At 67.8% G+C, this 21,754-nt stretch carries 20 protein-coding genes and 2 pseudogenes; 15 read left to right on the top strand and 7 right to left on the bottom strand.

What is annotated here, in order from left to right:
• Nucleotides 1-3 precede the first annotated feature (3 nt).
• On the top strand, nucleotides 4-924 hold the full coding sequence (locus tag LGN17_RS14720; protein ID WP_175952580.1) for a LysR family transcriptional regulator: 921 nt from the start codon (nucleotides 4-6) through the stop codon (nucleotides 922-924).
• 46 nt (nucleotides 925-970) lie between these two features.
• On the opposite strand, the gene LGN17_RS14715 is transcribed toward LGN17_RS14720, so the two are convergent.
• Nucleotides 971-2,302 carry an MFS transporter gene (locus tag LGN17_RS14715; RefSeq protein ID WP_226197440.1) on the bottom strand — a complete coding sequence of 444 codons (1,332 nt, stop codon included), beginning with the start codon at nucleotides 2,300-2,302 and terminating at the stop codon, nucleotides 971-973.
• A 58-nt stretch (nucleotides 2,303-2,360) separates the two neighbouring features.
• A complete protein-coding gene (locus LGN17_RS14710; protein WP_226197439.1) occupies nucleotides 2,361-3,551 on the bottom strand; it encodes a M20 aminoacylase family protein in 1,191 nt (396 codons plus the stop codon).
• Between the two features lie 228 nt (nucleotides 3,552-3,779).
• On the opposite strand from LGN17_RS14710, the gene LGN17_RS14705 reads away from it, so the two are divergent.
• The 3 genes from LGN17_RS14705 to LGN17_RS14695 all read left to right on the top strand — a co-directional run bounded on the left by LGN17_RS14705 (nucleotide 3,780) and on the right by LGN17_RS14695 (nucleotide 6,111).
• The gene (locus LGN17_RS14705; protein ID WP_226197438.1) at nucleotides 3,780-4,418 is read left to right on the top strand and encodes a TetR/AcrR family transcriptional regulator; all 639 of its coding nucleotides are present in this window, start codon (nucleotides 3,780-3,782) and stop codon (nucleotides 4,416-4,418) included.
• A 45-nt stretch (nucleotides 4,419-4,463) separates the two neighbouring features.
• Nucleotides 4,464-5,447, top strand: a complete 984-nt coding sequence (locus LGN17_RS14700) for an MDR family oxidoreductase (RefSeq protein WP_226197437.1) — start codon at nucleotides 4,464-4,466, stop codon at nucleotides 5,445-5,447.
• Nucleotides 5,448-5,532: 85 nt separating this feature from the next.
• Nucleotides 5,533-6,111: a peroxidase-related enzyme gene (locus LGN17_RS14695; protein WP_226197436.1), complete on the top strand. Its 579-nt coding sequence runs from the start codon at nucleotides 5,533-5,535 to the stop codon at nucleotides 6,109-6,111.
• 177 nt (nucleotides 6,112-6,288) lie between these two features.
• Here LGN17_RS14695 and LGN17_RS14690 read toward each other — a convergent pair whose 3' ends face one another.
• Both LGN17_RS14690 and LGN17_RS14685 read right to left on the bottom strand, forming a co-directional pair.
• Nucleotides 6,289-7,164: an SDR family NAD(P)-dependent oxidoreductase gene (locus tag LGN17_RS14690; protein WP_226197435.1), complete on the bottom strand. Its 876-nt coding sequence runs from the start codon at nucleotides 7,162-7,164 to the stop codon at nucleotides 6,289-6,291.
• A 174-nt stretch (nucleotides 7,165-7,338) separates the two neighbouring features.
• Nucleotides 7,339-7,917 carry a TetR/AcrR family transcriptional regulator gene (locus tag LGN17_RS14685; RefSeq protein WP_175952587.1) on the bottom strand — a complete coding sequence of 193 codons (579 nt, stop codon included), beginning with the start codon at nucleotides 7,915-7,917 and terminating at the stop codon, nucleotides 7,339-7,341.
• A gap of 202 nt (nucleotides 7,918-8,119) precedes the next feature.
• Between LGN17_RS14685 and zwf the strand changes: the two genes are divergently transcribed.
• Complete coding sequence (zwf, locus tag LGN17_RS14680; protein ID WP_226197434.1) at nucleotides 8,120-9,595, top strand: glucose-6-phosphate dehydrogenase; 1,476 nt, start codon at nucleotides 8,120-8,122, stop codon at nucleotides 9,593-9,595.
• An 87-nt stretch (nucleotides 9,596-9,682) separates the two neighbouring features.
• Here zwf and LGN17_RS14675 read toward each other — a convergent pair whose 3' ends face one another.
• Nucleotides 9,683-10,624, bottom strand: coding sequence for a LysR family transcriptional regulator (locus tag LGN17_RS14675; protein WP_226197433.1), 942 nt, complete (start codon nucleotides 10,622-10,624; stop codon nucleotides 9,683-9,685).
• A gap of 111 nt (nucleotides 10,625-10,735) precedes the next feature.
• On the opposite strand from LGN17_RS14675, the gene LGN17_RS14670 reads away from it, so the two are divergent.
• The 6 genes and pseudogenes from LGN17_RS14670 (at nucleotide 10,736) to LGN17_RS14640 (ending at nucleotide 16,068) form a co-directional block, all read left to right on the top strand.
• Nucleotides 10,736-11,938, top strand: coding sequence for an MFS transporter (locus tag LGN17_RS14670; RefSeq protein WP_226197432.1), 1,203 nt, complete (start codon nucleotides 10,736-10,738; stop codon nucleotides 11,936-11,938).
• 29 nt (nucleotides 11,939-11,967) lie between these two features.
• Nucleotides 11,968-12,123: pseudogene (locus LGN17_RS36710) on the top strand (adenylate cyclase); the annotation flags it as partial.
• Between the two features lie 255 nt (nucleotides 12,124-12,378).
• The gene (gene dkgB, locus LGN17_RS14655) at nucleotides 12,379-13,185 is read left to right on the top strand and encodes a 2,5-didehydrogluconate reductase DkgB (protein WP_226197431.1); all 807 of its coding nucleotides are present in this window, start codon (nucleotides 12,379-12,381) and stop codon (nucleotides 13,183-13,185) included.
• A 62-nt stretch (nucleotides 13,186-13,247) separates the two neighbouring features.
• On the top strand, nucleotides 13,248-14,363 hold the full coding sequence (locus LGN17_RS14650; RefSeq protein WP_226197430.1) for an alkene reductase: 1,116 nt from the start codon (nucleotides 13,248-13,250) through the stop codon (nucleotides 14,361-14,363).
• A 22-nt stretch (nucleotides 14,364-14,385) separates the two neighbouring features.
• Nucleotides 14,386-15,387, top strand: a complete 1,002-nt coding sequence (locus tag LGN17_RS14645) for an aldo/keto reductase (protein ID WP_226197429.1) — start codon at nucleotides 14,386-14,388, stop codon at nucleotides 15,385-15,387.
• A gap of 159 nt (nucleotides 15,388-15,546) precedes the next feature.
• Entirely contained in the window at nucleotides 15,547-16,068 is a 522-nt protein-coding gene (locus LGN17_RS14640) for a DUF3455 domain-containing protein (protein ID WP_226197428.1), read from the top strand.
• A 117-nt stretch (nucleotides 16,069-16,185) separates the two neighbouring features.
• Here LGN17_RS14640 and LGN17_RS14635 read toward each other — a convergent pair whose 3' ends face one another.
• On the bottom strand, nucleotides 16,186-16,851 hold the full coding sequence (locus LGN17_RS14635) for an O-methyltransferase (protein ID WP_226197427.1): 666 nt from the start codon (nucleotides 16,849-16,851) through the stop codon (nucleotides 16,186-16,188).
• A gap of 48 nt (nucleotides 16,852-16,899) precedes the next feature.
• On the opposite strand from LGN17_RS14635, the gene LGN17_RS14630 reads away from it, so the two are divergent.
• From LGN17_RS14630 to LGN17_RS14620, 3 genes are all read left to right on the top strand, one after another.
• The gene (locus LGN17_RS14630; protein WP_226197426.1) at nucleotides 16,900-17,577 is read left to right on the top strand and encodes a TetR family transcriptional regulator; all 678 of its coding nucleotides are present in this window, start codon (nucleotides 16,900-16,902) and stop codon (nucleotides 17,575-17,577) included.
• Between the two features lie 529 nt (nucleotides 17,578-18,106).
• Nucleotides 18,107-19,495, top strand: a complete 1,389-nt coding sequence (locus LGN17_RS14625; protein ID WP_226197425.1) for an NCS2 family permease — start codon at nucleotides 18,107-18,109, stop codon at nucleotides 19,493-19,495.
• A gap of 214 nt (nucleotides 19,496-19,709) precedes the next feature.
• Nucleotides 19,710-20,303: a hypothetical protein gene (locus LGN17_RS14620; protein ID WP_226197424.1), complete on the top strand. Its 594-nt coding sequence runs from the start codon at nucleotides 19,710-19,712 to the stop codon at nucleotides 20,301-20,303.
• A gap of 41 nt (nucleotides 20,304-20,344) precedes the next feature.
• On the opposite strand, the pseudogene LGN17_RS14615 reads toward LGN17_RS14620, so the two are convergent.
• Nucleotides 20,345-20,539, bottom strand: a pseudogene (locus tag LGN17_RS14615) (hypothetical protein); the annotation flags it as partial.
• A gap of 119 nt (nucleotides 20,540-20,658) precedes the next feature.
• Here LGN17_RS14615 and LGN17_RS14610 point away from each other — a divergent pair.
• Nucleotides 20,659-21,579, top strand: a complete 921-nt coding sequence (locus tag LGN17_RS14610) for a LysR substrate-binding domain-containing protein (protein ID WP_226197422.1) — start codon at nucleotides 20,659-20,661, stop codon at nucleotides 21,577-21,579.
• The last annotated feature ends 175 nt before the right edge of the window (nucleotides 21,580-21,754 follow it).

Raw genomic sequence — 21,754 nt, 5'->3', positions numbered from 1 at the left:
CCCATGGCGTTCACGCTCTCCCAGCTCCGCATCTTCCAGGCCGTCGTCGAGCACGGCAGCCTGCGCGCCGCCGCGCGCGCGCTCGATCTCGCGCAAAGCGGCGTCACGCAGCAGCTGCAGAGCCTCGAGGCGACGCTCGGCGCGACGCTGTTCACGCGCACCAATCGCGGGATCGTGCCGACGGCCGTCGGCCAGCGGCTGCTCGCGCGCTCCGGTTCGATCCTCGGCGAATGCGAGCAGGTCGAGCGGGAGATCCGGCAACTGAGCGGCGCGTACGAAGGCACCGTCACGCTCGGCCTCGTGGCCGAGCCGCTGATCGACGCGTTCGCGCCCGTGCTGAGCGCGTTCCGCGCGCGCTTCGACAAGGTCGACGTGCACCTGCGCACCGGCACGTCGCGGATGATGATCGGCTGGCTGCGGGAAAGCGCGGTCGATTTCGCGATCGCGCTCGTGGCGAAGCAGACCGACACGACCGATCTCGCGGTCACGCCGCTGCGGACATCGGCGCCGGTGGTCGTGTGCCGCAACGGGCATCCGGCGATGCATGCGCAGTCCCTCGCCGAACTGGCCGACTACGCGTGGGTGTCGACGCGCTCGCCGAACCTGAGCGCCGACCCCGTCGTCAACCGCCTGCTCGCGTACTTCGACCTGCACGGCCTGCCGCCGCCTAGGATCCTCGCCACCGTCGAAGGGATGTTCGAGACGCTGCAGCTCGTCACGCAGACCGATTGCCTGTCGCTCGAAACCGAAGCCGTGACGCGGCACGGGCCGTTTGCCGGCGCGCTCGCGAAGGTGCCGGTGCGCGAACAGGCCGAATCGCAGGACATCTGTCTGCTGCAGCGCGCGGCCGTGCCGCTCACGCCGGCCGCGCAGGAACTCGCGACGATGCTCGCGTCGTACCTGAGGGTGGTGCGCGGGCGGTAAGCGCGTATCGCCGCTTGCCGCCCGTCGTGCTGCGCGATGCTTTGCGTCAGTCGATCGAATCCCGCGCCGTCTCGCGCAGCATCGCCACCGCGATCAGCGACAGCACCACGCACGCGGCCACGTAGCCGGCCGGCGCGAGCTTGCTGCCGGTCGTCTTGACGAGCCACGTCGCGATCAGTTGCGCGCTGCCGCCGAAGATCGTCACCGCGAGCGCATACGCGATCGAGATGCCGGTCGCGCGCACGTGGCGCGGCAGCGACTCGCACATCAGCGCCATCTCCGACGCCGAGCCGAGCGAATAGAACAGCAGCATCAGCGCGGTCAGCGGCAGGATCACCGACAACGTCGGGTGATGGTTCATCAGCCAGAACGCCGGGAACAGCAGCGCGACCAGCACGCCGCGGCCGACGAAGATCGGCAGGCGCCGGCTGCCCAGCCTGTCCGACAGCCAGCCGAACAGCGGGCACGTGACCAGCATCACGCAGCCCGACGCGACACCGACGAACATCGACAGCTTCGTCGGCAGGCCGAGCGTGTGGATCGCATAGGTCGGCATGTAGAACGTCAGGATGTAGGTCGATACCGTGCCGCCCATCACCGTGAGCATCAGCAGCAGCACCGTGCGCGCGTGCTTCGAGAACAACTCGCGCAGCACGCCGCGTTCGATGCCGTGATGGCTGTCGCCGGGCGCATCGTCGGCGAGCCGGCGGCGCAGGACCATGCCGACCGGCGCGATCAGCACGCCGACGAGGAACGGCAGCCGCCAGCCCCAGCTCTCCAGCGCGTCCTTGGTCATCGTGTTCGACAGCAGCGCCGCGAAGCCCGAGCCCATCAGCGCGGCGCCGCCCTGCGTCGCGAGCTGCCAGCTCGCGCGGAACGCACGGCGCGACGTGCCGCCCTGTTCGAGCAGCGTCGACGTCGCCGCGCCGAATTCGCCGCCCTGCGAGAAGCCCTGCATCAGCCGCGCGAACACGACCAGCAGCGGCGCGGCCACGCCGACCTGCGCGTACGTCGGCGCGATCGCGATCAGGCCCGTGCCGAGCGCCATCAGCATGATCGTCAGGTTCAGCGCGGCCTTGCGCCCCTTGCGGTCCGCGTAGACGCCGAGCACGACGCTACCGAGCGGCCGCGTGAAGAAGCCGGCCGCGAACGTCGCGACCGACAGCAGCAGCGACGTGGTCGGGTCGCTCGACGGAAAGAACAGCTTGCCAATCAACACCGCGAAGAAGCCGTACACGGTGAAATCGAAAAATTCCAGCCAGTTGCCGATCACGGCCGCGGCGATCGCGCCGCGCCGCGTGACGGCCGGTGCGCCCGGCCCGCCGGTTTCGGCAGCCCCCGTCGACGCGGGGTGCAGCGCGAGATGGTCTTTCTGCATCGTTATCGTCTCCTCTCAATGCGGCCGGCCGCGCCGGCCGCTCGCCCCGCCGCCGGCCTCACCGCCCCAGGTAACGCTCCACGAGACGCGTCCAGTACGCCGCGCCGATCGGCAGGTTGCGATCGTTGAAATCGTATTTCGGGTTGTGCACCATGCAGCCGTCCTCGCCTTCGCCGTTGCCGAGCCGCACGAACGAGCCCGGCCGCTGCTGCAGCATGAACGCGAAATCCTCGCTGCCCATCAGCAGGTCGGTCTGCTCGACCACGTGCGCGTCGCCCACGAGCTCGCGCGCGACCTGCGCGGCGAAATCCGTTTCGGCATCCGAATTGACGACGACCGGATAGCCTTCGATGTACTCGACGTTCGCGGTCGCGCCGTAGCTCGCGGCCTGCGTTTCGGCCAGCTCGGTGATGCGGCGCTTGAGCAGCGCGCGCACGTCGGGGCTGAACGAGCGCACGCTGAGTTCAAGGCGCGCTCCGTTCGGGATCACGTTGTTCGCGGTGCCCGCGTGCATCGAGCCGACCGTGACGACCGCCGGCTGCGCGGGGTCGACATTGCGCGCGACGATCGTCTGCAGCGCCATCACGATGCTCGCCGCGACGACCACCGGGTCGACCGTCAGGTGCGGCCGCGCCGCGTGGCCGCCGACGCCTTCGATCGTGATGATCGCCTTGTCGCCGGCCGACATGAACGGGCCGCGCCGCGTGAGGAACACGCCGGGCGCCACGCCCGGATGGTTGTGCATGCCGAACACGGCGTCGCACGGGAAGCGTTCGAACAGGCCGTCGTCGATCATCTTCTTCGCGCCGCTGTCGACGCCATGCTCTTCCGCCGGCTGGAAATACAGGTGCACGGTGCCGGAGAAGTTGCGTGTCTTCGCGAGGTGCTGCGCGGCGCCGAGCAGCATCGTCGTGTGGCCATCGTGGCCGCAGGCGTGCATCTTGCCGTGCGTGCCGCTCGCATAGGGCAGCCCCGTCGCCTCGATGATCGGCAACGCGTCCATGTCGGCGCGGATGCCGATGCTGCGCGTGCCGTCGCCCACGCGCAGCGTGCCGACCACACCCGTCTTGCCGACCCCGCGCGTCACCTGCCAGCCCCACTGTTCGAGCTTGTCGGCGACGAGCGCTGCCGTGTCATGCTCTTCGTACGCGAGTTCGGGGTGGTGATGGATGTGGTGACGGATCTCGCGCAACCCGCCGGCGGCGGGCATCAGATCCTCGACTTCGGTGAATCGGGTATCGGTGGTCATCAAGGGGCTCCTGCTGTTTGTCTGCGTGTCGGCCACACGCGGACGGTGCGTGCGGGAAAGCGAGCCACTATAGCGAGCCGATATCGGTTCAATAAGATGCTGAATTTTTCACCGCGATAAGATTTTTTAATCAGGGTTAATACTGGTACGACTTACCGGATCGGCCATGCTCGGCACGCTCGATACGCGACCCGTTGATTTTTGAGACGAACGGTCTATTATTCGCACATGGACGTTCGAACTGATCCGCCTCGCCGTCGCGGCAGGCCACCGAAACAGCACGAGGACCTCGTCGCCACGCGGGACATGCTGCTGCGCACCGGGCTGGAGGTGCTCACCGAGAAGGGCTTTTCGGCCAGCGGGCTCGACGAGATCCTCGGTCGCGCCGGCGTGCCCAAGGGCTCCTTCTATCACTACTTCGACAGCAAGGAAGCGTTCGGTCTCGAACTGATCGACCGCTATGCCGACTTCTTCGCGCGCAAGCTGGACCGTCATTTCAGCGACCCGGCACGTTCGCCGCTGCAGCGCGTGCACGCGTTCGTCGACGATGCCCGGGACGCCATGGCCCACTACGCCTACAGCCGCGGCTGCCTGATCGGCAACCTCGGGCAGGAAATGTGTGCGCTGCCCGAAAGTTTCCGCGCCCGCCTGCGCACTACGTTCGAGGACTGGCAACGCCGCCTCGCCGAATGCCTGGCCGCCGCGCAGCAAGCCGGCGAACTGGCCGGTTCGGCCGATCCCGCCGAGTTGGCCGCATTCTTCTGGATCGGCTGGGAAGGCGCCGTGCTGCGCGCGAAGCTGGAGCGCAGCGACGGGCCGCTGGCGCTGTTCGCGCAGTTTTTCTTCGATGCACTGCGCCGCCGCTGAATTTTTTTGCCATTAACTAGACGATCGGTCTAGAAAGGAGGACACATGTTTCAAGGCATCGTGATCGACAGGCATGAAACCGGCCAGCAGGCCCGGCTCCAGACGCTGGACGACGCGCAGTTGCCCGCGGGCAACGTCACGGTACGCGTGGGCTATTCGACGCTGAACTACAAGGACGGGCTGGCGATCACCGGCAAGAGCCCGGTGGTCCGCACGTTCCCGATGGTGCCCGGCATCGATCTCGTTGGCGAAGTCGAAGTGAGCACGCACCCGGACTATCGCCCCGGCGACCGGGTCGTGCTCAACGGCTGGGGCGTCGGCGAAACGCACTGGGGCGGCCTCGCGCAGAAAGCCCGCGTCGATGGCGACTGGCTGGTGCCGCTGCCGTCCGCCTTTTCGCCGCAACAGGCGATGGCCATCGGCACGGCAGGCTACACCGCGATGCTGTGCGTGATGGCGCTGGAGCGGCATGGCGTGCGCCCGGGCGACGGCGAGATCGTGGTGACCGGCGCGGCAGGCGGCGTGGGCAGCGTCGCCACGGCCATTCTCGCCAAGCTCGGATACCGCGTCGTCGCCGTGACGGGCCGCCCCGCCGATGCCGACTACCTGCGGCAGCTCGGCGCGGCGGAGATCCTGGAGCGGTCGCTATTCAGCGAACCCGGCAGGCCGCTGGGCAAGGAACGATGGGCCGGCGCGGTTGACGTGGCAGGCAGCCACGTGCTCGCCAACGTGTGCGCGACCACGCGGTACCGCGGCGTCGTGACGGCTTGCGGCCTGGCCGCCGGCATGGATTTCCCCGCGACCGTCATGCCGTTCATCCTGCGCGGCGTCACGCTCGTCGGGATCGACAGCGTCATGTGCCCGCGCGCCGACCGCCTGGAAGCGTGGCGCCGGCTCGCGTCCGACCTCGACGTCGAGAAGCTGGGCGCGATCGGTCACCAGGTCGGCCTGGGCGACGTCATCCCGCTTGCAGGGGAATTGATCGCCGGCAAGGTTCGCGGGCGTATCGTCGTCGACGTCAACGCATGACGCCGGTGACGGCCACCGGCGTATCTTTTTTACGCCGGCGGCTCGCGCATCGAGCGCGCCCACGCCACTTTATCCAGGAGACCTCATGACCGCCCCGCATACCGCCGCCATCAGCCGCTTCCCCGTGCCCGCGCTCGACGATTTGCCCGAGGACATTCGCGAACGCATCGCGGCCGTTCAGGAGAAGTCGGGCTTCATCCCGAACGTGTTCCTGACACTCGCGCATCGCCCCGACGAGTTTCGCGCATTCATGGCTTACCACGACGCGCTGATGGACAAGCCTGGCAACCTGAGCAAGGCCGAGCGCGAGATGATCGTCGTGGCCACCAGCAGCGTGAACCAGTGTCAGTACTGCGTGATCGCGCACGGTGCGATCCTGCGCATTCGCGCGAAGGATCCGTTGATCGCCGACCAGGTCGCCACCAACTACCGCAAGGCCGACATCACCGCCCGGCAGAAGGCGATGCTCGACTTCGCGATGAAGGTGTCGCAGGCCGCGCATCAGGTTGGAGAAGCAGACTTCGACGCGCTCAACGCACATGGTTTCGTCGAAGAAGACGTGTGGGACATCATGGCGATCTCGGCGTTCTTCGCCATGTCCAACCGCATCGCGAACGTGACGAACATGCGGCCGAATGCGGAGTTCTACGCGCTGGGACGCTGAGCGCCCTCGCCGTTCGGCAGCGCACACGGGAGCGGCGGCTCGTCGCGCGCGCCGATTGACGTCACGACAGCGCCCGTCGGTCGCATCGGCGCGGCCGGCCGATGCCGACGCGCCGGTGCACGCGCCGGCATCGGTCAGTTGCTCACGCGCACCCGACAGCAACGCCAATGTCAGCGCTCACTCCAGCCCCTTCAGCACCTCCAGCCCGTCCGGCAGCTTCGCATCCGGAAACTGCGTCGACAGCGACGTGTCGCGCCACCGCGCGGCCTCTTCGGCGCGCTGCTTCTCCGCCTGCTCGCACACGAACAGCGCGTCGCCGCCGAGCAGCAAACGCATCGGCACATCCTCGCGGCGCGACAGCTCGACGATCAGCGCCGCGATCCGCGCCGGATCGCCGACTTCGTGGCCGCCGTACGCGCCGAGCAGTTCAAGAATCTTCCCGACCGACGGCCGATAGTCGGGCAGCAGACCGTCGATGCCGCGCTTCGCCTGCGCGGCCCAGTCGGTGCGCATCCCGCCCGGCTCGAGCGTGCAGACGCGCACGCCGAACGGCGCGACTTCCTTCGACAGCACGTCGCTGAACCCGCCGACCGCCCACTTCGCGGCCTGATACGCGGACAAGCCGGCCGTCGACGAGCGCCCGCCGACCGACGACACCTGGAAGATGTGCCCCGCGCGCTGCGCGCGCATCGTCGGCAACACCGCACGCGTCAGGTTGATCACGCCGAACAGGTTCGTTTCGATCTGGTCGCGGAAATCGTCGGCGCCCATCTGCTCAAACGGCACCGTGTGGCCGTAGCCCGCGTTGTTCACCAGCACGTCGATGCGGCCGAACGCGTCGCGGGCCGCCGCGACGGCCCGCGCGGCCGCCGCTTCGTCGGTGACGTCAAGCGCGACCGGCAGCAATCGATCGCCATGACGCTCGGCCAGATCGGCCAGCCGCGCGGGATCGCGCGCGCCGGCCACCAGCCGGTCGCCCGCCGCCAGCACGGCTTCCGAAATTGCTCGCCCCAGGCCGCGCGCGGCCCCTGTTACCAGCCAGACTTTCGACATTTTCCACTCCTTGATCGTGGTGAAACCACAAAAATGAATGATTACTCACTCATTAATAACGACGATGCAGCGGTCGTTCATGACCGCCATCGCCCTGCCTGAAACCCGCTGCCCGTCATCGCCGCGGCACGTGAGCGTGAAACCGCACACGCCGCCTCGACGGCAACCGTTGCCTTATACCGCGTGCAACACGGCCCACAACGCGCGAAACCCGGCCTCCCGGTACGCATCGGCCCGCGCCGGATCGCGCGCGATCGACTCCATCGCCGTTTCCGCGATCGACGTAAACAACGCTGCGCAGAACGCATACGCTTCGTCGGGTTTCAGCGCGCCCGAAGCGGCGACCTGCTCGCGCAGCAGCGCATTGATCCCGCCGAAGCCTTCGGCGCCGGCCGCGCGATGCGCATCGTCGATGCGCCCGCTCACGTTGAGTTGCTGCAGCGCGCGCCGCCCGTCCGGATCCGCGACGCCCCACGACACATAGCCGTTCCATGCATGCCGCACGGCCTGCTCGACCGGCGCGTGTTCCGGAAACCCGGCCATCATCGCTTCGCGCATCCCGGCCTTCAGGCTCAGATACAACGCGTTCAGCAGCGCGTCCTTGGTCTCGAAGTACGTGAACACCGTGCCTTCCGCCACGCCGGCGAGCCGCGCGATGCGCGCGGTCGTCGCGGTGGCGCCGTCCTCGGCGAGCGCGCGTGCGGCCGCGGCGAGGATGGCTTCGTGCTTGTCGGGACTGCGCGGACGGGCCACGTTCGATACTTTTAATGAGTGAGTGCTCAATCATAATGGCAAGATCCTATGGCATGCAAGCGCTGTTACATCCGGGAGAACCCATACGCAATCCATCAAAACCGTGCACTATTAGCGTTTTCACGTACGGGTGCGTTCTCGTATCGGCGCCCGGTACCTCGACGTTCGTTTCATGTTCACCGTTTCAAACCGCGAACCTCCCATGACGAATCAGCCTACCCAGACCGGAGCCGACCGGCCCGTCGACATGATCATCTTCGGCGGCGGCGGCGACCTGGCCGCCCGCAAGCTGTTGCCCGCGCTGTACATGGCGCACCTGCACTGCAACCTTCCGCCCGAGACGCGCATCATCGCGGTCGGCCGCCGCGACTGGGGCATCGACGGCTATCGCAAGTTCGTGGACGAGCAGTCGCGCCCGTTCATCGACGAAAAGGCGTTCGACCCGCAGGCATGGAGCCGTTTCCTCGACCTGTTCAAGTACGTGCTGATCGACGTGAACGCGCCGGACGACTACCAGCGGCTCGCGGAAGCGGCGCGCGGCGATGCGATCCGCGTGTTCTACCTGTCGACGTCGCCGGAGCTGTTCACCACCATCTGCGACAACCTGTCGGCCGCGCATCTCGTCGACAAGCATTCGCGCGTCGTCCTCGAAAAGCCGCTCGGCCACGATCTCGCGTCCGCGAAGGCGATCAACGATGCGGTCGGCAAGCACTTCGAGGAATCGCAGATCTATCGGATCGACCACTATCTCGGCAAGGAAACCGTGCAGAACCTGATGGTGCTGCGCTTCGGCAACCCGATCTTCGGGCCGCTGTGGCAGGCGCCGAGCATCCGCAGCGTGCAGATCACGGTGGCGGAGACGGTGGGCGTCGGCAGCCGCGCGGGCTTCTACGACCATACCGGCGCGCTGCGCGACATGGTGCAGAACCACCTGCTGCAGCTGCTGTGCATCGTCGCGATGGAACCGCCGGTGTCGCTCGACCCGGACGCGGTGCGCGACGAGAAGCTGAAAGTGCTGCGCTCGCTGCGGCCGATGGCGGTGGCCGACGTCGCGCGCGACACGGTGCGCGGCCAGTACACGGCCGGTGCGGTCGACGGCCAGCCGGTGAAGGGCTATCTCGAGGAAGACAACGTGCCGGCGGACAGCCGCGCGGAAACCTTCGTCGCGCTGCGCGCGCACATCAACAACTGGCGCTGGGCGAACGTGCCGTTCTTCCTGCGCACCGGCAAGCGGCTGCAGCGCCGCCAGTCGGAAATCGTGATCGAGTTCGCCGACATGCCGTTCTCGATCATCCCGACCGGCCCGCGCCACTACAGCAACCGTCTCGTGATCCAGCTCCAGCCGGAAGAGTCGATCCAGCTGCAGATGCTCGCGAAGGAACCGGGCAGCGGCATGAACATGGTGCCCGTGAGCCTGAACCTCGACCTGCAGCAGGCGATTCCGGAGCGGCGCGCGGAAGCGTACGAACGGCTGCTGATCGACGTGATCCGCGGCCGCCTCACGCACTTCATGCGCCGCGACGAGCTCGAAGCCGCATGGTCGTGGGTCGAGCCGATCCTCGACGGCTGGAAGCAGCTCGGCGACCGGCCGCGCCTGTACACGGCCGGCACGTTCGGGCCCGCGGCTTCGTCGGCGCTGCTCGCGCGCGACGGGATGTCCTGGTCCGAAGAGGCGTAACCGCCATGCGACGGCGATCCGGCGTACGGCACGCCGGATCGCGCGTCAAATCGCACGGGGCATGACCCGCCCCGTCGTTCCCGCCACCTACCGCGGCTCCATCCACGATGCAGCCTTGCGCCGCCCCGGCGCATCGTTGCCGCTGCCGCCCAGCGCCTCGATCAGGTAGTCGACGAACGACGCGATCCGCGACGAGATCGCGGTATTGCGGTAGTACACCGCGTGGATCGGCTGCTCGACCTCGAGCGTCTGGCGCGCGAGCACCTGCACGAGCCGGCCCGCGTCGCGATCCTGCGCCGTCATGAAGTCAGACAGGCAGACGACGCCCGCGCCATCGAGCGCGAGCTGCCGCAGCGTCTCGCCGCTCGACGACCGGATGTCCGGCTCGATGCGGCGCGGCTCGCCGTCGGTGCCGAGGATCGGCCACACGTTCAGCGATTCGGGCTGCGTGAAGCCGAGCAGCGTGTGCTTGTCGAGATCCTCCACCTTGCGCGGTTGGCCGTGCGCGGCAACATATCCGGGACTTGCAAGGATGCGTATCCGGCTGGTGCCGACGCGCCGGCTGTGCAGCGTCGAATCCTTCAGCCGGCCGATCCGGAACGCGACGTCGGTGCGCCGCTCCAGCAGGTCGATGATGCCCTCGTTGCTGTTCAGCTCCAGCTCGACTTTCGGGAAACGTTCGCGGTAACCGCGCACGAGCGGCACGATCACGTGCAGCATGAACGGCGTCGCCGCATCCACGCGCAGCCGCCCCGACGGCATCTCGCGCCGCGCGAGCATCTGCTCTTCCGCCGTCTCGACCGATTCGATGATCGCGCGCGCGTCCTGCAGGAACGCGCGACCTTCCTCGGTCAGTTCGAGCCGGCGCGTGGTCCGGCGCAACAGCGTGGTCTTCAGCTTCTCCTCGAGCCGCCCGAGCGTGCGGCTCGTCGCCGACACCGTGAGGTCGAGCTGCTGCGCGGCCGCGGTGATCGAACCGAAATCGACCACGGCGGCAAAGGCCTGGAGTTCGTCGAGCGTAATCTTCATCGCGTGATTCTTGATTTCAAATCAAAACAATTTGGTTTATAGACGCGTTTTTCAGCAAAAGTAAAGGCGGCACACTGCGCTCCATCCTCACCGGACCCTGGAGCACCCATCATGCCACTCGCCCTGCTTGCGCTGACCATCAGCGCATTCGCCATCGGTACCACCGAATTCGTGATCGTCGGGCTGATCCCGACGATCGGTGCCGACCTCGGCGTCAGCCTGCCGTCCGCCGGCCTGCTCGTCAGTCTTTACGCGCTGAGCGTCGCGATCGGCGCGCCGCTCCTCACCGCGCTCACCGGCCGCGTGCCGCGCAAGACACTCCTCGCCGCGCTGATGGCGCTGTTCACCGTCGGCAACCTCGTCGCGTGGCAGGCGCCCGGCTACGAATCGCTGATCGTCGCGCGCATCCTCACCGGCCTCGCGCACGGTGTGTTCTTCTCGGTCGGCTCGATCATCGCGACCACGCTCGTACCGAAGGAAAAGGCCGCCAGCGCGATCGCGACGATGTTCAGCGGGATGACGGTCGCGTTCGTCGCCGGCATTCCGCTCGGCACCTTCATCGGCCAGCACTTCGGCTGGCGCGCGACCTTCCTGGTCGTCGCGCTGTTCGGCCTCGTCGCGTTCGTCGGCGCGGTCGCGTTCGTGCCGCGCGGGTTGCCGCAAACGGCGCCGGCGCCGCTCGCCCGCCAGTTCCGCGTGCTCGCGCAGCCGCGCCTGCTGCTGGTCTACGCGATGACGGCCGTCGGCTACGGCGGCTCGCTGATCGCGTTCACGTACATGGCACCGCTGCTCGAGCAGATCGCCGGTTTCACGCCGTCGCAGGTCAGCCTCGTACTCGTCGGCTACGGCGTGTCGGTCGCGTTCGGCAACGTATGGGGCGGCAAACTCGCGGATAGCGCCGGCCCCGTGAAGGCGCTCAAGCGGATCTTCCTGCTGCTCGCGATCGTGCTGCTCGCGCTCGCCTTCACGATCCACGTCAAATGGCTCGCCGTGCTGACGATGCTTGCGTGGGGCGCGGTGGCGTTCGGCAACGTGCCGGGCCTGCAGGTGTACGTCGTCAAGCAGGCGCGGCACTTCGCGCCCGACGCCACCGACGTCGCGTCCGGTTTCAACATCGCCGCGTTCAACCTCGGCGTCGCGGGCGGCTCGGCACTCGGTGGCGTGATCGTCGCGCATGTCGGCCTCGGCCATACGCCGTGGATGGCGGCAGCCGTCACGCTCGGCGCATTCGCGCTCACCGCGCTGAGCGGCCGGCTCGACCGCAGCGCGGGCCTGCCGGAACGCACGGCCGAACCGGTTCAGCTCGCGCACTGAATGCCACCTCGTTGCAGGAATTTGCACACGTGAACGCATCGCCCTCGCCGTTCGCCGGCAAGACGTTCGCCGTGCGCTGCGACGGCCTCACCGCGCTCAACGCGTACGACGATGGCGGCCACCCCATGGGCTACGAGATCACCGAAGGCCCCTGCTCGGGTGCGAAGGGCGAAGTCGCCTGCACGACGGCCGCCGCTCCGGCGTACCCGGCCTCGCACACCACGCGACGCTCGCCCCACGCGCCGACACGCTTGACCTCCGTGCGCTCCGGGTGCGCGACGTGCCGGTGTACGACTCCGCAGCGTAGAGCCCGTGTAAACCACGCCGGATACTTGATTTCAGATCAAATATTTTTGACTTGAAACGGCGTTTATCTCACCAATCCAAAACGCCAGAATGACTTCCATATCGAACCCGTTCCACTCTCCCAGGAGCAGATGATGAGCAAGATTCCCGCATTCGGCCTCGGTACGTTCCGCCTGCAAGGCCAGGTTGTCATCGACTCGGTGCGCAATGGTCTCGAAGTCGGCTACCGCGCGATCGACACCGCGCAGATCTATGGCAACGAAGCCGAAGTCGGCGAAGCGATCGACGCCTCGGGCGTGGCCCGCGAAGACCTGTTCCTCACGACCAAAATCTGGGTCGACAACTACGCGCCGAGCAAGCTCGTGCCGAGCCTCGAGGAAAGCCTGCGCAAGCTGCGCACCGACCATGTCGACCTGACGCTGATCCACTGGCCGGCCCCCGACAACGGCGTCGCGCTCGACACGTTCATGACCGCGCTCGCCGATGCGAAGGCGCAGGGCCTCACGCGCCGGATCGGCATCTCGAACTTCAACATCGCACTGACGAGGCAGGCCATCGCGGCCGTCGGCAAGGATGCAATCGCGACGAACCAGGTCGAGCTGAGCCCGTACCTGCAGAACCGCAAGCTCGTCGGGTTCCTGAACGCCGAAGGCATCCACGTCACGTCGTACATGACGCTCGCGTACGGCAAGGTGCTCGGCGATCCGGTGATCGGTGCGATCGCGCAGCGTCACGACGCGACGCCCGCGCAGGTCGCGCTCGCGTGGGCATTGCAGCTCGGCTACTCGGTGATCCCGTCGTCGACGAAGCGCGAGAACCTCGCGAGCAACCTGCTCGCGCAGACGCTGCGCCTGACCGACGAAGACATGGCGCAGATCGCCGCGCTCGAACGCAACGGCCGCGAAGTCGATCCGGCCGGCCTCGCACCGGCGTGGGACTGAATGCGCCACGCCTCCTTTGATCCGCCAAGGCCCGCAGGCCGCGGCACCGACAGGACATCCCCATGACCCAGGACCCGCTTTTTCAACCGCTGCGACTCGGCGCGCTGACGCTACCGAACCGCATCGTGATGCCGCCGATGACGCGCTCGCGCGCGAGCCAGCCCGGCGACGAAGCCAACGAACTGATGGCCGCGTATTACGCGCAGCGCGCGAGCGCCGGCCTGATCGTCAGCGAAGGCACCTATATCGCACCGCTCGGCAAGGGCTACGCGTGGACGCCCGGCATACACACGCCGTCGCAGGTGGCGGGCTGGCGCAAGGTGACGGACGCCGTGCATGCCGCGCACGGCCGCATCTTCGCGCAGCTGTGGCACGTCGGCCGGCTGAGCCACACGAGCCTGCTCGGCGGCCAGCAGCCGGTGTCGTCGTCGCCGCTGCAGGCGAAAGGCGTGAACGTGTTCGTGGCCGGCGAAGACGGCAGCACACCGGGCTTCGTGCAGGCGTCCGAGCCGCGCGCGCTGACGATCGACGAGATCCGCGCGATCGTCGATCAGTACCGCGCCGCCGCGCGCCACGCGATCGAGGCCGGCTTCGACGGCGTCGAGCTGCACGGCGCGAACGGCTATCTCGTGAACCAGTTCATCGACTCGAATGCGAACACGCGCACCGACGCGTACGGCGGCTCGCTCGAAAACCGGCTGCGCTTCCTGCGCGAAGTCACGCAGGCGCTGATCGAAAGCACGGGCGACGCGTCGCGCGTCGGCATCCGCCTCGCGCCGCTAACGACGCTGAACGGCTGCGTCGACGACGATCCGGAAGCGACCTACCTCGCCGCTGCGACGCTGCTCGGCGAACTCGGCGTCGGCTACCTGCACATCGCGGAAGCCGACTGGGACGACGCGCCGCTGATGCCGGTCGAATTCAAGCAGCAACTGCGCGCCGCGTACCCGGGCGTGCTGATCTACGCCGGCGCGTACACCGCCGAGCGCGCGCGCGACGCGATCGCCGCCGGCTGGGCCGACCTCGTCGCGTTTGGCCGCCCGTTCGTCGCGAACCCCGACCTGCCCGAGCGGCTGCGCGCCGGCGCGGCGCTCGCGCCGCACGACCGCACCACGCTGTTCGGCGGCGGCGAGCGCGGCCTGACCGACTATCCGACGCTGGCCCAGGCCGCGGCCTGAGCCGGCATACCCGAGACTGCTCATGAGAATCACGCTCCCTTCCCGCCTGGGTTTCGGCACCGCGCCGCTGGGCAACATGTACCGGGACATCCCGCACGAAGAGGCGCTGGCCACGGTCGATGCGGCGTGGGAAAGCGGTATCCGCTACTTCGACGCCGCGCCGCTGTATGGCGCCGGCCTCGCCGAGCGGCGTCTCGGCGAAGCGCTTGCCGGGCGTCCGCGCGATGCGTATTCGCTCGGCACCAAGGTCGGCCGGCTCGTACTCGACGAACACGAGGACGCATCGCAACGCGATCTCGGCGAAAAGGGCGGCCTGTTCCGCCACGGGCTGCCGAACAGGATCGTCTACGACTACACCGAAGACGGCACGCTGCGCTCGATCGACGCGAGCCTCGAGCGGCTGCGCACCGACCGGCTCGACACCGTGTGGATTCACGATCCGGCCGTCGATTTTCACGGCGACGCGTGGCACGACGTGTTCGACGTCGCGATGTCGGGAGCGGCCCGGGCGCTCACGCGGTTGCGCGACGAGAAGGTGATCCGGGGCTGGGGCCTCGGCGTGAACCGCGTCGAGCCGTGCGAACTCGCGCTCGAACGCGCGGACCCCGACGGCTTCCTGCTCGCCGGGCGCTACACGCTGCTCGACCATGCAGGCGCGCTCGAGCGGCTGATGCCGGAAAGCGCGGCGCGCGGGCTCGGCATCATCGTGGGCGGCCCGTACAACTCGGGCGTGCTGGCAGGCGGAACCCATTACGAGTATCAGCCGGCCACGCAGGCCATGCTCGACCGCGTTGCGCGCATCCGCCAGATCTGCGAACGATTCGGCGTTGACGTCCGCGCGGCGGCGCTGCAATTCTCGCTCGCGCACCCGGCCGTCGCGGCGGCGATCCCCGGCGCGAGCCGGCCCGATCGCATCGACGACAACCTGCGTCTCGCGGCGGTATCGATCCCGCCCGAACTGTGGGATGCGCTGAAGGCCGGGCACCTGATTGCCGCGCATGCACCGACGCCTGCAGGCGCGTAATGGCGAGCGGTTGCGGCGCAGCATGCGCCCGCGCAACCGCGCGCATTCGCGGCAGCTATCGTCGCGATTGTCATTTCCCGATTGCGGCCCGGACGATCGGCGTCTAGCCTTTACGGGATCGACTCCGCCCCGTGCCCCTGACCTGAAAGGACGCCCGCCATGCCAAGCCGCTCCCCCACACGCGACACGCTGCTGGCCATCGTAGCCGGCGTTTCATTTGCGGCCTGCACGGCGCCAGCGTATGCCGACGCCGGTCTCACGCCGCCCGAACCCGCGACGGCAGTGCTGTCGACCACCGCGACCGGCGTGCAGATCTATGCGTGCGAATACGATCACGACCATCGGCTCGCGTGGACATTCCAGCGCCCGGAGGCGATGCTGTTCGACGCGAGCGGCACGCTCGTGGTCCGGCACGGCGCGGGGCCGTCGTGGGAAGCGCTCGACGGCAGCCGCATCACCGGCAAGAAACTCGCGGAAGCGCCGAGCGCGCGCGCCGGCAGCATTGCGCAACTCCTGCTCGCCGCGACGCCTGCCGCAACGGGCGCGACCGGCACGCTCGCCGGCGTGCGCTTCGTACAGCGGCTCGATACCGTGGGCGGCACGCCGCCGGATGCGGGGTGCTCGACCGAGCATGCCGTCGGTCGCTTCCCGTATTTCGCGCGCTACGTGTTCCTGAAATAACGCACGACGGCGCCCGACGCGCCGGGCACCGTCTCGGTGGTGTCCGACATGCGACGGATTGATCAGTCATCCTATCCTTGATGAGCGGATTCGACCGGCATCCAGGTCGCGCTGCGCTCAGCCGATCCGTATCGACAGCTCGACATCGCCGCCGAACGGAACCGACAGATAGCCGTTCTCCAGCGAGCGCACGTAAGCGAGATAGTCGGGGCTGTATTCGGCATTGTCGGCAACGACGAACGCGCCGGGCCGCAACCGCCGCTCGACGAGTGCAAGGACTTCGGGATACAGCGCCTTCGCGCCGTCGAGCAGTAACAGGTCGACCGAATCCGGTAAATCGGCGGCCAGCGTACGCAGCGCATCGCCCTCGCGAATCTCCACGAGATCGACGAGCCCTGCCGCAGTCAGGTTCGCCCGCGCCCGCACGACCTTCGACGGCTCGAATTCGCTCGTGATCAGCCGGCCCCCGCCGTTGTCGCGCAGCGCGGCCGCGAGATGCAGCGTCGAAATGCCGAACGACGTACCGAATTCGACGATCGACCGCGCGCCGCCGCTGCGCGCGAGCATGTACAGCAGCACGCCCGTCTCGCGGGACACGGCAAGCGGATAATCCTTCAGGCGCGCATACAGATCGGTGTAGCCGGTCTTGCTGCGCATCAGCCGCGCTTGCTCGTCGCGCGACAGGCTGGCGAAGTCCGGGCTCGTCGCGGGCGACGAGGCGTCGGCTTCGTCGAACAGGCGTGCCAGCAGCGAAGCCAGCGGGTCGAGCGTCAGGGTGGTCATGCGAATCTCCGGGTTCGGGTTGAGTGCGTCGTTGCACCCGATTAGAATATGACGAAGTATTCAGGTTTTACTATTCGCATTGGCACATCGCTCATGACCGACCGCCCGAACGCCCGGATTGCCACGCGCAAACAGCCTCGGCAGGCCCGCTCCACCCGGCTCGTCGAGGATGTCCTGCAGGCCGCTGTTCAGGTTTTGGCGAGCGAAGGCGCGCAGCGCTTCACGATGGCGCGGGTTGCGGAACGCGCCGGCGTGAGCGTCGGCTCGCTCTACCAGTACTTCCCGAACAAGGCGGCCGTGCTGTTCCGGCTGCAGCACGACGAGTGGCGGCAGACGGCCGAGATGCTGCGCGGGATGCTGGAGGACGTGAACCGGACGCCGCCCGAGCGGTTGCGCACGGCCGTTCACGCGTTCATCCGTTCGGAATGCGACGAGGCGCGGATGCGCATCGCGCTCGACGACGCCGCGCCGCTCTATCGCGACGCGCCCGAGGCGCAGGAAGCCAAGGCGGCCGGCAACCGCATCTTCCAGGCGTTCATGCGGGAGGCGCTGCCCGATGCACCGGCGGCCACGCGCGCGCTCGCGTGCGACCTGATCACCACCACGCTCACCACGGCCGGCAAGGCGTTTTCGGAAAGCGAGCGCTCGCCCGACGAAATCGACGCGTATTCGAACGCGATGGCCGACATGTTCTGCGCCTATCTCGACCATCTCGCGCACCATTGAGGCCGGGGCGACGACAAGAACCGCCCGCGCGCGATGGCGATGTCGTGCGAATGCAGGTTGCGCACGGCGTCGAACGCCGTCGCCAGCCTCCGTTTCCACCAGCCCGCCCGGCCACAACGCAAGACATTTGTAATTTTCGATGCCTCCCCCGCTTCCCCCCACCCCGTCGACCCCGCATTCAAATAATCGCCTTAACGGATTCGAACTAGGCGTATACACGCGTGTCGTCACGACGGAGCCCCGTTGCACGCCGATATAAGCGCTGAGACATGCGCTGCATGCTCATCCCCCAATGGGACGTGATGGGCGGTTCGCCTAACCTTCGCTACGGCAAAGCGCACGTGACGGGGTCGACACCATAACGCGTCGCACGACGCGACACCCTCGCGATCGTTTCGATTCGCACGTAACGACACGGATCACGCGTCATTCGTCCCCACGACGTTGCCGACAATCCCAACTAGATACGAGACACCCTGACGACGGTTCGCTACGGGCCGTTTCAGCATGCTGATAAAGGAGCAAGCTCATGAGTGATACCCCGGTGCAGCCGACGGTCGGCGTCGGCGCGGAAGAAACTGCCTTTGGCACCAAGGGAGTCATCGACCGGTACTTCGGCATTTCATCGCGCGGCAGCACGCAGCGCCGCGAGATCATTGCCGGCGTCACGACCTTCCTCGCGATGGTCTATTCCGTGTTCGTCGTTCCCGGCATGTTCGGCAAGGCCGGCTTCGACACGAGTGCCGTTTTCGTCGCGGTCTGCCTCACCACCGCATTCGGTTCGCTGCTGATGGGCCTGTGGGCGAAGCTGCCGATCGCGATCGGCTGCGCGATCTCGCTGACCGCGTTCACCGCGTTCGGCCTCGTACTCGGCAAAGGGCTGTCGCCGACGGTCGCGCTCGGCGCCGTGTTCCTGATGGGTCTCGTGTTTACCGGCATTTCCGTCACCGGCGTGCGTTCGTGGATTTTGCGCAACCTGCCCGCGGGCGTCGCGCACGGCACCGGGATCGGCATCGGCCTGTTCCTGCTGCTGATCGCATCGAACGACGTCGGCCTCGTGATCAAGAACCCTGGCGCCGGCCTGCCGGTCTCGCTCGGCCAGATCACCGCGTTCCCGGTGATCATGTCGATCATCGGCCTCGCCGCGATCTTCGGCCTCGAAAAGCGTCGCGTGCCGGGCGGCATCCTGCTCGTCGTGATCGCGATCTCGGTGTTCGGCCTGATCTTCGATCCGAGCGTGAAGTACCACGGCATCTTCGCGCTGCCGTCGCTGAGCGCACCGGGCCATGCGTCGCTGATCGGCGCGATGGACATCAAGGGCGCGCTGTCGATGGCCGTGCTGCCGAGCGTGCTCGCGCTGGTGATGACCGCCGTGTTCGACGCGACCGGCACCATCCGCGCGGTCGCGGGCCAGGCCGGCCAGCTCGACGAGAACGGTCGCATCATCAACGGCGGCCGCGCGCTGACGGCCGACTCGCTCAGCTCGATCTTCTCCGGCTTTCTCGGCGGCGCGCCGGCGGCGGCCTACATCGAGTCGAGCGTGGGCGTGGCCGCCGGCGCGAAGACGGGCCTCGCGGCCGCCGTGGTCGGCCTGCTGTTCCTCGTCGTGATGTTCTTCTCGCCGCTCGCGGGCCTCGTGCCGTCGTACGCCACGGCACCGGCGCTGATGTACGTCGGCCTGCTGATGCTCGGCAGCGTGAGCAAGCTGCACATGGACGACATGGTCGATGCGATGTCGGGCCTCGTGTGCGCGGTGTTCATCGTGCTGACCGCGAACATCGTGACGGGCATCATGCTCGGCTTCTCGACGCTCGTGATCGGCCGCATCGCGAGCGGCGAATTCCGCAAGCTCAACGTCGGCACCGTGCTCATCGCGGCCGTGCTCGTCACGTTCTATCTCGGCGGCTGGGCGATCTGACCGCGAATCGTGCGCGACGTCGCCGGCAGAAGGACGGCGCGCATCGGGACGACATCGTCTCCTCCACCATCGTCGTTGATGGTCTCCAGGCCTGGGAACGCAAGTTTCCGGGCTTTTTTTGTTGTTGCGCGCAGTGCGCGCGCATCGCCGAAACGGCGCGGCACGAATCCGCACCCGGTGGTGCTACGATCGCACTTTGCCTTCAGGAGCCCCCATGGACGCGCTCGGCATCGTCTCCGAATCGAACACCCGGACTTCGGCGCACAAGCCGCCGTTCATCCCGTCGTTCGGTTTCCACGAAGTGCATGAATCGAGGCCGATCGATGCCGCGCCGGCGCGCATCATCGACACGGTCTCCACGCTCGACATGCGCACGGATCCGGTCGTCGATGCGCTGCTCAACGTCCGCGAATTCCCGGCAACCGTTGCCGCGTCGCTGCGCCACGGCACCCCGCGAGTCGAACGCGAACGCTTCGGCCTCCACGCATTCACGCCGCTGCATCGCGACGAAACGTCGCTGTCGCTCGGCCTGATCGGCCGCTTCTGGCGTCCCGACCTCGGCGTGCTGAAGATCGCCGACGCGGCGGCGTTCGTGCAACACGACGACCCGCGCGATGCGAAGCTGGTGCTGTGCTTCGAAGTCGTCGGGCTCGCGTCGGGCGCGCACCTGCTGCGCACCGAAACCTTCGTGCATTGCCCGACCGCCCGCACGCGGTTGCTGTTCACGCCGTACTGGCTCGCGATCCGGATGGCGAGCGGCTGGATTCGACGCCGCACGCTGACGGCGGTCGAGATGGCGCTGGCGTAGCGACTGCCCCTGCCGATGGCCGATTCGCACCGGCCCGCGCATCAAAACAGCTTGATCACGACCAACCCGACGACGATTGCCGTCGCGACCACGACAGCGCCCGCTGCCTGGCCGAGCCATTGCGCGGGTACGACGACGAGATCGTCGCGTTCCATGCGCCGCGGCGTACCGGCCAGCATCCCGTGCAGCACCGACAGCGCGACCACCGCGAGCTTCACCGACAGCCACACCGCGCCTCGGCTCGCGATACGTCACCCCCGTTGCGCAAACCATGCGCACGCAACCGTCAGGATCGCTACAGAATGCCGCCATACCCCGTCGCCCGCCACAGAATCACACTAACCAGATCCGACCGATGACCCGCATCCGCAATCCCCTGAACATCGCGCAGCTCCAGGCGTTCGTCTCCGCCGCGCATCTCAAGAGCCTGCGCGCCGCCGCGCGCGAACTCGGCGTCACGCAGCCCGCGATCACGCATACGATCCGCGAGCTCGAAACCGCGCTCAACGCGGAGCTGCTCGCGCGCAGCGTGCGCGGCGTCGAGCTGACCGCGTGCGGCCAGGCGCTGCTGCCGCGCGCCGAGCAGTTGCTCGGCGATATCCGCCGCACGGTCGAGGCCGTCGAGCAGGTGAAAGGCGAGATGTCGGGGCGCGTCGCGGTCGGCACGATGCCGTCGATCGCGCTGACCGCGCTGCCGCACGCAGTGACGGCGTTCCGCCGGACGATGCCGAACGTCAGCCTGCATCTGGTGGAAGTGACGGTGCCCGACGCGCTCGCGCAGTTGCGCAACGGCACGCTCGACGTCGCTGCGATGCACCATGTGCCCGCGCTCGACCGCGACTTCACGCAATCGCCGCTGCTGTCGACCGAATTCTCCATCGTGATGCGCGAAGGCCACCCGCTTGCGCATGCGCGCCGGTTAGAGGAATTGCTCGATGCCGAGTGGATCGTCACCGTCGGCGCCGAGCAGTTTCCGCACAGCGTGATGGTCGGGATGTTCGAGGCGCGCGGGCTGCCGCTGCCGAAGCGCCTGCTGCGATCGCCGATGTCGTTCGCGGTGACGCTCGGGCTCGTCGCGCGCTCGGACGTGATCGGCTGCTTCACGCGCCCGCTCGCCGCGATGGTCGCGCCGCTCGGCATCCGCACGGCCGAACTCGACGAAAGCATGCCGCGCTTCGACCTGTCGATCATCGCGCGGCGCGACCTGCTGCCCACGCCCGCCGTCACGCAATTCGTCACGTGCCTGCAGCGCGCGGTCAACGAAACGCTCGGCTGAATCGTTCCTGTGCCTGAAACGGCGGCGCCCCCGCGCGCCGCCGCCGGGCCCGGTATCGGGGCTTGTCCTAGGCGCCCTGCCGGTATTTTGTCTTGATAATCTTGCGCACGTCGCACGCCCGCATCGGGTGGGCGAAACGGACAGCCTGTCGCGAAGCCGCGCCGGGCCGAAGGCT

This window comes from Burkholderia sp. AU30280, assembly GCF_020420125.1.
In the GTDB taxonomy this organism is placed as follows: Bacteria; Pseudomonadota; Gammaproteobacteria; order Burkholderiales; family Burkholderiaceae; genus Burkholderia.
Note: the sequence above shows the minus strand (reverse complement) of the source record. Positions and strands in the feature narration are given on the sequence as shown.